Annotated in this window: 9 protein-coding genes; 7 read left to right on the forward strand and 2 right to left on the reverse strand. The window is 73.7% G+C overall.

The genetic code is table 11. The features are described 5' to 3' along the window. Nucleotides 1-2 precede the first annotated feature (2 nt). Nucleotides 3-1,109, reverse strand: coding sequence for a DUF5937 family protein (locus ADK36_RS21875; protein WP_053198706.1), 1,107 nt, complete (start codon nucleotides 1,107-1,109; stop codon nucleotides 3-5). A gap of 167 nt (nucleotides 1,110-1,276) precedes the next feature. Here ADK36_RS21875 and ADK36_RS48050 point away from each other — a divergent pair, with 167 nt between their 5' ends. Further along, on the forward strand, nucleotides 1,277-1,492 hold the full coding sequence (locus ADK36_RS48050) for a hypothetical protein (protein WP_048586144.1): 216 nt from the start codon (nucleotides 1,277-1,279) through the stop codon (nucleotides 1,490-1,492). A 4-nt stretch (nucleotides 1,493-1,496) separates the two neighbouring features. On the opposite strand, the gene ADK36_RS21885 is transcribed toward ADK36_RS48050, so the two are convergent. Then, nucleotides 1,497-2,726 (reverse strand): threonine aldolase family protein, encoded by a 1,230-nt coding sequence (locus tag ADK36_RS21885; protein WP_053198708.1) that lies wholly within the window; start codon nucleotides 2,724-2,726, stop codon nucleotides 1,497-1,499. 223 nt (nucleotides 2,727-2,949) lie between these two features. Here ADK36_RS21885 and ADK36_RS21890 point away from each other — a divergent pair, with 223 nt between their 5' ends. The 6 genes from ADK36_RS21890 to ADK36_RS21915 form a co-directional block, all read left to right on the forward strand. Then, complete coding sequence (locus tag ADK36_RS21890; RefSeq protein ID WP_048586146.1) at nucleotides 2,950-3,879, forward strand: Rossmann-like and DUF2520 domain-containing protein; 930 nt, start codon at nucleotides 2,950-2,952, stop codon at nucleotides 3,877-3,879. Continuing rightward, a complete protein-coding gene (gene panC, locus ADK36_RS21895) occupies nucleotides 3,876-4,868 on the forward strand; it encodes a pantoate--beta-alanine ligase (RefSeq protein ID WP_048586147.1) in 993 nt (330 codons plus the stop codon). The genes ADK36_RS21890 and panC overlap by 4 nt, the downstream gene beginning before the upstream one ends. Further along, nucleotides 4,865-6,574, forward strand: coding sequence for an L-aspartate oxidase (locus ADK36_RS21900; protein WP_048586148.1), 1,710 nt, complete (start codon nucleotides 4,865-4,867; stop codon nucleotides 6,572-6,574). The genes panC and ADK36_RS21900 overlap by 4 nt, the downstream gene beginning before the upstream one ends. 5 nt (nucleotides 6,575-6,579) lie before the next feature. Beyond that, nucleotides 6,580-7,551 carry a carboxylating nicotinate-nucleotide diphosphorylase gene (gene nadC / locus ADK36_RS21905; RefSeq protein WP_053198710.1) on the forward strand — a complete coding sequence of 324 codons (972 nt, stop codon included), beginning with the start codon at nucleotides 6,580-6,582 and terminating at the stop codon, nucleotides 7,549-7,551. An 8-nt stretch (nucleotides 7,552-7,559) separates the two neighbouring features. Then, a complete protein-coding gene (locus ADK36_RS21910) occupies nucleotides 7,560-8,357 on the forward strand; it encodes a type III pantothenate kinase (protein ID WP_048586150.1) in 798 nt (265 codons plus the stop codon). A 394-nt stretch (nucleotides 8,358-8,751) separates the two neighbouring features. Further along, on the forward strand, nucleotides 8,752-9,316 hold a 565-nt coding region (locus ADK36_RS21915), incomplete at its 3' end, for a hypothetical protein (protein WP_053198712.1).

The following is a 9,316-nucleotide window of genomic DNA, read 5'->3' on the forward strand; positions in this document are numbered from 1 at the left end:
GCTCAGCGCAGGACACCCTCCAGGAAGTCGCTGCCCAACCGGGCCACCATCGTCACGTCCAGCTGGTGCAGGACGTACCGCCCGCGGCGGCGTGTGGTGATCAGGCCCGCCTTCTTCAGCACGCCCAGGTGCCTGGATATCTCCGGCGCCGTCATGCCGTGCACCTGCGCCAGTTCGCCGGTGGTGTACGCGCTGCGGGCGAGGTTGCGGCAGATGCGCATCCGTACGGGGTGGGAGAGCGCGGTCATCCGCAGGGCCAGCTGCTCGAGCGTGGGCGGGGCGGCGAGCTCGGGGGAGCCGACCGGGTAGTGCAGCACCGGCTGCCAGGCGTAGCGGTGCAGGACCATCAGGTGCGGCCAGCCCAGGCTCGTCGGGACGAGGAGGAGGCCGCCGTCGCCCACGGTCGTGTGGCCCTCGCCCAGCTTGTCGATCGTGATCCGCGCGGCGCCCTCGTCGAGGGTCACCGCCGGGGACACCGCGGCCAGTGCTTCCCCGAGGCCCTTGCGCCGCAGGAGGTCCGTCTTGTGGCGGGCGTCCGTCGCGAGCTGGTGGCGCAGCCGGGACCAGGTCTCCGCGAAGAACGCCTCGTCGCAGTCCTGGAGGAACTGCCGCAGCCAGGCCCGGATCCGCGGCGGATCGAACAGCAGCCGCTCGCTGAACCGCATCTGCCGCGGCCCGCGCGCGGCGGCGAGGTCGAGCGCGCGTCGCCGCACCTCCGCGTCCGAGAGCGCGTCGGCCCCGCGCGTGCTGTACGGCAGGGCGCAGGTGAACTCCAGGGCCGCGTCCACGAACTGCTCGTCCGTCAGCTTGTCCAGCTGGTCCAGCTCCTCTGCCAGGGTCGCGCCCGGGAGGGTGCTGCGGCCCGGGATGCCGGCGAAGGGCAGGAAGAGGTCGGAGAACGTCGACCGCCACAGGAAGTCGGCCTCGCACATCCGGTCGGCCAGGTGTGAGTCCAGCCGGGCCGTCACGCCCGTCACCCAGCCCTGGAGGCCGGGGTGGTGCCCCGGCTCGGACAGCGCGTGCAGCGCCATGCCGAGCTCGGCCAGGGGCGAGGGCACGACGGCGAGCCTCTCCGGCCGCAGCCCCGCGATGTCGATGGTCACGCTCATGTCCTCATGGTGCACCCCGCCACTGACAACGCGGCCGTGGATTGACGGCGGCCGTCAATCGACGCGACGTGACCGCCACCCCCGGCGCAGCCTGGGACCACCGGGGCAGCCGCGGAGCCCGACCCCTACCTACGTCATGTCTCCTACGTCCCGAGAGGCGATCCACCATGAGCGTCACGCAGTACCACCTCCTCGACGTCTACCGTGCCCGGCAGCTCGGGGAGTCCGCCCCTCCGGCGCCGGGCGCCCACGACTGGCAGGTCGTGCGCGAGTGGCGTGACGAGCGGCACTTCCGCGCCGTCCTGGCGGAGCGCCCGGCCCGTGGGCGCATACGGCAGGCCCTGGGCCGGTGGCTGCGTCCGCGGCCGCGTTCCGCTTGCTGACCTCCTACTCGCCGACCTCCTCGGTCAGCAGGGCCACGAACTGCGCGACCGCCGTCCTCACGTCGTCCGCCGTCCACTCCAGGCCGGCGGCACGCACGGAGACCTCGGTGCAGGCCAGGCCCGGGGCCTTGGCGTCCCAGGGGTGGCCGAACAGGACGGTCTTCGTCTCCTCCGCCTGGCGGAGCGCGGCCTCGCTGAGGACGCCGGTGTCGTACGGCAGCCAGACCTGGAACTCGTTCGTGTGCGGCGGCTCGGGGTGGATCCGCGCCCACGGCACCCCGGCCGCCGCGAAGCCGTCGCGCAGCGCGGCGGCCACCACGCGCGCGTGGGCCACGTACTCGGGCAGCCGGGGCAGCTCCCGCTCCAGCCCGGCGAGCGCCGACAGCGCGGTGGGGAACTGCTGGTAGACCATGCCGCCGTAGCGGTGCCGCCAGGCCCTCGCCTCGTCCACCAGCGTCTGTGGTCCGGCGAGTACCGCGCCGCCGAAGCCGTCGAGGGACTTGTAGAACGACACGTACACGCTGTCCGCCAGCCCCGCGATGTCCTCCAGCGGGCGGCCGAAGTGGACGGTGGACTCCCACAGGCGTGCGCCGTCGAAGTGCACCACCGCGTCGCGCTCCCGCGCCGCTTCGACGACCTGGGTGAGTTCCTCCCAGGAGGGCAGCACGAAACCGGCGTCCCTGAGGGGCAGTTCGAGCATCAGCGTCCCGAACGGCTCGCCGAAGCCACGCACCTCGTCGGCGGTCGGCAGCCGGGGCGCGCTCGTCACCTGGACCGGGCGCAGACCGCTGACCTGGCTGAAGGCGTCGCGTTCATGGACCTCGGGGTGGGCCAGTGCGTGCAGGGCGATGGTCGGGTTGCCGGTGCGGCCCGCCCAGCAGCGCAGGGCGACCTGCTGGGCCATGGTGCCCGTCGGGAAGAAGGCGGCTGCCTCCTGGCCGAGCAGCCCCGCGACCTTCTCCTCCAGGGCGCCGACGACGCCGTTGCCATAGAGGTCCGCCAGCTCGTCCAGGTCGTACAGATCCAGCGCACGCGCCTCGTCCAGCAGCGCCAGGCGCTCGCGGAGGGTGCCGAAGTATCCGGGGCGCGCGAGAACCCGTCGCGCGCCCCGATAGGCGGCTATGCGCCGCTCCCGGCGTCGCTTGCGTTGCTCGGCGTCCGACAAGGGCTCGGACTCCTCGGGCTCCTCGGACCGCTCGTCGTGTCGCCCGGGCTGTTCCGCCGTATCGCTCATGCGCGGGATCATGCCGTGCGGCCACGCGCGCGAGCACCCGTATTTTCGGCCGCCGCAACTTCCCGTCCGCACGCGGTGAAGAGGCCGCGCCCGCCCTTCGTGTGCGCGGCGTGCGATAACCCACAGCCTGTGGACAACCGGACGCCCCTCAAGCCAATCGCGTTAACATGACGAGAAATCGTCCGGTACCCAGAGCGGACTGGAACGGGAAGGCCGCCGTCGAGTGAGTACAAGCCAACAGCCAGATCCCAGGGACCGCCCCGCGCGGCTCACCGTCGGTGTCGTCGGCGCCGGCCGTGTGGGCCCCGCGCTCGCCGCGTCCCTCCAGCTCGCCGGGCACCGCCCCGTGGCCGTCTCCGGGGTTTCCGACACCTCCCGGCGGCGGGCCGCGCAGCTGCTCCCCGACGTGCCGCTCGTGCCGCCCGCCGAAGTCCTCGCGCGTGCCGAACTGGTGCTGCTGACCGTCCCGGACGACGCCCTGCCCGGGCTGGTCGAGGGCCTGGCCGACACCGGGGCCGTACGGCCGGGACAGCTGATGGTGCACACCTCCGGGCGATACGGCACGAAGGTCCTGGACCCCGCCCTGCGCGCCGGCGCCCTGCCGCTGGCCCTGCACCCGGCCATGACCTTCACCGGCACGCCCGTGGACGTCCAGCGCCTGGCCGGCTGCTCCTTCGGCGTCACCGCGCCCGAGGAACTGCGGCTGGCCGCCGAGGCCCTCGTCATCGAGATGGGCGGCGAACCGGAGTGGATCGCCGAGGACATGCGCCCGCTGTACCACGCGGCGCTCGCGCTGGGCGCCAACCACCTGGTCACGCTCGTCGCCCAGTCCATGGAGCTGCTGCGCGAGGCGGGCGTCGCGGCCCCCGACCGGATGCTCGGCCCGCTGCTCGGCGCCGCCCTCGACAACGCCCTGCGCTCCGGCGACGCCGCCCTGACCGGCCCCGTCGCGCGCGGGGACGCGGGCACCGTCGCCGCGCACGTGACCGAGCTGCGGCGGCACGCCCCGCAGACCGTCGCCGGCTATCTCGCGATGGCGCGCGCGACCGCCGACCGGGCGCTCGCGCACGGCCTGCTGAAGCCGGAGCTCGCCGAGGACCTTCTCGGGGTACTCGCCCATGGGACCGACGGCGCCGAGGGAGAGGCCCGATGACCACCACCCTGCTGCGCACCGCCGGCGAACTGCACGCACGCACGCGTACCGGCCGCCGCGCCGTCGTGATGACCATGGGCGCCCTGCACGAGGGCCACGCCACCCTGATCCGCACCGCGCGCACCATCGCCGGACCGGAGGGCGAGGTCGTCGTCACCGTCTTCGTGAACCCCCTGCAGTTCGGCAAGGGCGAGGACCTCGACCGCTACCCGCGCACCCTGGACGCCGACCTCAAGATCGCCGAACAGGCGGGCGCCGACGCCGTGTTCGCCCCCTCGGTCGACGAGGTCTACCCCGGCGGCGAACCCCAGGTCCGCATCAGCGCCGGCCCCATGGGCGAGCGCCTCGAAGGCGGCTCCCGCCCCGGCCACTTCGACGGCATGCTCACCGTCGTCGCCAAGCTGCTCCACCTCACCCGCCCCGACGTCGCCCTGTACGGCCAGAAGGACGCCCAGCAGCTCGCCCTGATCCGCCGCATGGTGCGCGACCTGAACTTCGGCGTCGAGATCGTCGGCGTCCCCACCGTGCGCGAGGAGGACGGCCTCGCGCTGTCCAGCCGCAACCGCTACCTGGCGCCCAAGGAACGGCGCACGGCACTGGCCCTGTCCCAGTCGCTGTTCGCCGGCTGCGACCGGCACGCGGCGCAGGAAGCGCTGCGCGCGCGGGCCCGCGAAGTGCCCGCCAGCCGCGCGCGTGCGGAAGCGCTCAGCGCCATAGGGGAGTCCCGCGCGGCGGCCGACGCGCACGCCGTGGCCAAGGCGGTGCCCGGCGCCCCGGCGGCCGTCCGCGCCGCCGCCCGCCTGGTCCTCGACGAGGCCGCCCGTATGGACCCGCCGCTCGAACTGGACTACCTCGCCCTCGTCGACCCCTCCGACTTCACCGAGATCGGGGACGACTTCACCGGCGAGGCCGTCCTCGCCGTCGCCGCCCGGGTCGGGACGACCCGGCTGATCGACAACATTCCCCTCACCTTCGGAGCCGCCTCGTGACCAGCACAGGCATACGACTGCACGCGCCCGCGCCCGGGTGGTCCATCTCCGCGGACGTCGTCGTCGTCGGCTCCGGCGTCGCCGGCCTCACCGCCGCCCTGCGCTGCGAGGCCGCCGGCCTGACGACCGTCGTCGTCACCAAGGCCCGCCTCGACGACGGCTCCACCCGCTGGGCGCAGGGCGGCATCGCCGCCGCCCTCGGCGAGGGCGACACCCCCGAACAGCACCTCGACGACACCCTCGTCGCGGGCGCGGGCCTGTGCGACGAGGGCGCGGTCCGCATCCTCGTCACCGAGGGGCCCGACGCCGTACGCCGCCTCATCGAGACCGGCGCCCACTTCGACGAGTCCGAGGAAGGCGGCCTGGAACTCACCCGCGAGGGCGGCCACCACCGCCGCCGCATCGCCCACGCCGGCGGCGACGCGACCGGCGCGGAGATCTCCCGCGCCCTGGTCGAGGCGGTACGCGCGCGTGGCCTGCGCGCGATCGAGAACGCGCTCGTCCTGGACCTCCTGACGGACGCCGAGGGCCGTACGGCGGGCGTCACCCTGCACGTCATGGGCGAGGGCCAGCACGACGGCGTAGGGGCGGTCCACGCCCCCGCGGTGGTCCTCGCGACCGGCGGCATGGGCCAGGTCTTCTCGGCGACCACGAACCCGTCCGTGTCCACGGGCGACGGAGTGGCCCTCGCCCTGCGCGCGGGCGCCGAGGTGAGCGACCTGGAGTTCGTCCAGTTCCACCCCACCGTCCTGTTCCTCGGCGCGGACGCGGAGGGCCAGCAGCCCCTGGTCTCCGAGGCGGTACGCGGCGAGGGCGCCCACCTGGTCGACGCCGACGGCGTGCGCTTCATGCTGGGGCAGCACGAACTCGCCGAACTCGCCCCCCGGGACATCGTCGCCAAGGGCATCATGCGCCGCATGCAGGAGCAGGACGCCGAGCACATGTTCCTCGACGCCCGCCACTTCGGCGCCGACATGTGGGAGCACCGCTTCCCGACGATCCTCGCCGCCTGCCGTGCCCACGGCATCGACCCGGTCACCGCCCCCATCCCGATCGCCCCGGCGGCCCACTACGCCTCCGGCGGCGTGCGCACCGACTCCCACGGCCGTACGACCGTCCCCGGCCTGTACGCGTGCGGCGAGGTCGCCTGCACGGGTGTGCACGGCGCCAACCGCCTGGCCTCCAACTCACTCCTCGAAGGGCTGGTCTACGCCGAGCGCATCGTGGCCGACATCGCGGCCGCCCGCGCGGCGAACGGCCTCCACGCACGCGTGCCGCACCCGGTGCCCTACCCCGAGACCCCCGAGCACCCCCTGCTCGCGCCCGAGGCCCGTTTCACGATCCAGCGGATCATGACGAACGGCGCCGGAGTCCTGCGCTCCGCGAACTCCCTCGCCACGGCCGCCGAGCAGATCCAGAAGCTGCACACCGAGGCCCGGGACGCCCTCACCGAGAACGGCAAGACGGCCGAGCCGGGCGTCGACACCTGGGAGGCCACCAACCTCCTGTGCGTGGCCCGAGTCCTGGTGGCCGCCGCTCGGCAGCGCGAGGAAACCCGGGGCTGCCATTGGCGCGAGGACAGCCCCGACCGCGACGACACCACCTGGCGCCGCCACATCGTCGTACGCCTGAACCCGGACCGCACACTGGCCGTGCACACCACAGACACCGCAGACTTCCCCCCGACCCGGCCCCAGGAGCAGTGACAGAAGTGACCACCCCCGACCTTCCCCTCGCCTCGAGCGGCGGCTGCGGCGACGACTGCGCCTGCGGTGCCGGCGAGGAATACCTGGAGTGCGGCCTCGACCCCGCGCTCGCCCAGCTCCTGGCCGACGCGGGCCTCGACCCGGTCGAGATCGAGGACATCGCCAACGTGGCCATCCAAGAGGATCTCGCCCACGGCGTGGACGTGACGACCGTCGCGACGATCCCCGAGGAGTCGACCGCCACCGCCGACTTCGTCGCGCGCGAGGCGGGCGTGGTGGCGGGCCTCAGGGTCGCCGAAGCAGTGGTCTCGATCGTCTGCGAGGACGAGTTCGAGGTGGAGCGGCACGTGGAGGACGGGGACAAGGTGCGGGAGGGCCAGAAGCTCCTCTCCGTCACCACCCGCACCCGCGACCTCCTCACCGCCGAGCGCAGCGCGCTGAACATCCTCTGCCGCCTCTCGGGCATCGCGACGGCCACGCGCGCGTGGGCGGACGTACTGGAAGGCACCAAGGCGAGGGTCCGCGACACCCGCAAGACGACGCCGGGCCTGCGCGCGCTGGAGAAGTACGCGGTGCGCTGCGGCGGCGGAGTGAACCACCGCATGTCCCTCTCGGACGCGGCCCTGGTGAAGGACAACCACGTGGTGGCCGCGGGCGGCGTGGCACAGGCCTTCAAGGCGGTCCGCGAAGCCTTCCCCGACCTCCCCATCGAGGTCGAGGTCGACACCCTCCACCAGCTCCGCGAGGTCGTGGACGCGGGCGCGGACCTGATCCTCCTGGACAACTTCACGCCGGGCGAGTGCGAGGAGGCGGTCGCGATCGTGCACGGCCGGGCGGCCCTCGAAGCCTCGGGCCGCCTGACCCTCGCCAACGCCAGGGCCTACGCGGACACGGGCGTCGACTACCTGGCCGTAGGGGCCCTCACCCACTCCTCGCCGATCCTGGACATCGGCCTGGACCTGCGAGCGGCGGAGTAGGAACCGGCATGCTCCTCACGATCGACGTAGGCAACACGCACACCGTCCTCGGCCTGTTCGACGGCGAGGACATCGTCGAGCACTGGCGCATCTCGACGGACGCCCGCCGCACCGCCGACGAACTGGCGGTCCTCCTCCAGGGCCTGATGGGCATGCACCCGCTCCTCGGCGACGAGCTGGGCGACGGCATCGACGGAATCGCCATCTGCGCCACGGTGCCCTCCGTCCTTCACGAACTCCGCGAGGTGACCCGCCGCTACTACGGCGACGTCCCCGCCGTCCTCGTCGAACCGGGCGTGAAGACCGGCGTACCGATCCTCACGGACAACCCCAAGGAGGTCGGCGCCGACCGCATCATCAACGCGGTGGCGGCCGTCGACCTCTACGGCGGCCCGGCGATCGTCGTCGACTTCGGTACGGCGACGACGTTCGACGCGGTGAGCGCGCGCGGTGAGTACATCGGCGGCGTCATCGCCCCCGGCATCGAGATCTCCGTCGAGGCCCTCGGCGTCCGCGGCGCCCAGCTCCGCAAGATCGAGGTGGCCCGCCCGCGCAGCGTCATCGGCAAGAACACGGTCGAGGCCATGCAGTCCGGCATCATCTACGGCTTCGCGGGCCAGGTCGACGGCGTCGTCAACCGCATGGCCCGCGAACTGGCCGACGACCCCGAGGAGGTCACGGTCATCGCCACGGGCGGTCTGGCCCCCATGGTCCTCGGCGAATCCTCGGTCATCGACGAACACGAGCCATGGCTGACCCTGATCGGCCTCCGCCTGGTCTACGAACGCAACGTCTCCCGCATGTGACCCCGCCGGTTGGGCCGCGCACTGAGGCCGTCGGCTTCAAGGCGCCCGGCGTCGACGCGGGCCACCTGGGAGCCTGCGGCCCCCGGACCCCCCGATTTCGGCCCTGGAGGGGCCTCGCCCTCAAACGCCGGACGGGCTGGAAGTGCATGGACCGGCGCCGAGAGCGACCGCGTCTGCCCAGGAAGCGAAAGTCCTGCGGGTGGGTGGGGGATCGGCGCTACGCGAACCCCCACCCACCCGGCATGGGCCGCCGCAGGCATCCCCGTCCCACCGCCGGAGGCACGCGCACCCCCACCCGAGTGGCACCCCACGCCACACCCGCGCCCTACGTCGCGTTTGTCTGATTAGCGCGTATCGTCGCCGCATGCCCACGCCATACGGATCCCGCGGCGCCATGGCGTTCGGTGCGGAGGAGCTGCGTGTGCTCCGCCGCGCTCTCGCCCTCGCCCTTCACCCCAGCCCCGCCTCGCCCGAGGAGGTCCGCGCCTGCCTCCGGCTCGCCGAGTCCCTCGACGAGGCGATGCGCGAGGGTGCCCGGCTGCGTGCCTTCCTGGTGGCCGACCTCGCCCGCTACCGCGCCGCCCTCCCCGGCACCGCGGCCGGCTACCTCGCGCTCCTCGAGGAGGCCCTGGGCGCCGGGTACCACCCCGACCCCGACGACCTCACCGCCCTCCGGACCCTGCGCGGCAACCCCGTCGCGGTCGCCCTCCTCCGGGACGTACAAGCCCGTCTCGCGCCCGGCGCCACCCGCCGGGCCACGCCTGCCAAGCCGGCCGTCCCCGCGTCCCGTACCCGCCTCCTGGCCCTGCCTGGAGGCCTCTCCGGCGGCACGCCCCGCACTCCGGTCGACCTCCCCGCCCAGGCCGCCGGCCAGGACCCCGCGGGGCGGCCCCGCAAGAAGCCCGCCGAAAGGCCGGCCACCCCCAAGCCCAGCCCCGCCCCGGGCCCCGGCCCCGAGC

This window comes from Streptomyces viridochromogenes (assembly GCF_001270495.1).
GTDB lineage: Bacteria > Actinomycetota > Actinomycetes > Streptomycetales > Streptomycetaceae > Streptomyces > Streptomyces viridochromogenes_A.

Excerpts from the sequence above, each read along its gene's own strand:
- ADK36_RS21875 (WP_053198706.1), bottom strand. The coding sequence starts at position 1,109 with ATGAGCGTGACCATCGACATCGCGGGGCTGCGGCCGGAGAGGCTCGCC.
- ADK36_RS21910 (WP_048586150.1), top strand. The coding sequence starts at position 7,560 with ATGCTCCTCACGATCGACGTAGGCAACACGCACACCGTCCTCGGCCTG.
- ADK36_RS21885 (WP_053198708.1), bottom strand. The coding sequence starts at position 2,726 with ATGAGCGATACGGCGGAACAGCCCGGGCGACACGACGAGCGGTCCGAG.
- panC (WP_048586147.1), top strand. The coding sequence starts at position 3,876 with ATGACCACCACCCTGCTGCGCACCGCCGGCGAACTGCACGCACGCACG.
- ADK36_RS48050 (WP_048586144.1), top strand. The coding sequence starts at position 1,277 with ATGAGCGTCACGCAGTACCACCTCCTCGACGTCTACCGTGCCCGGCAG.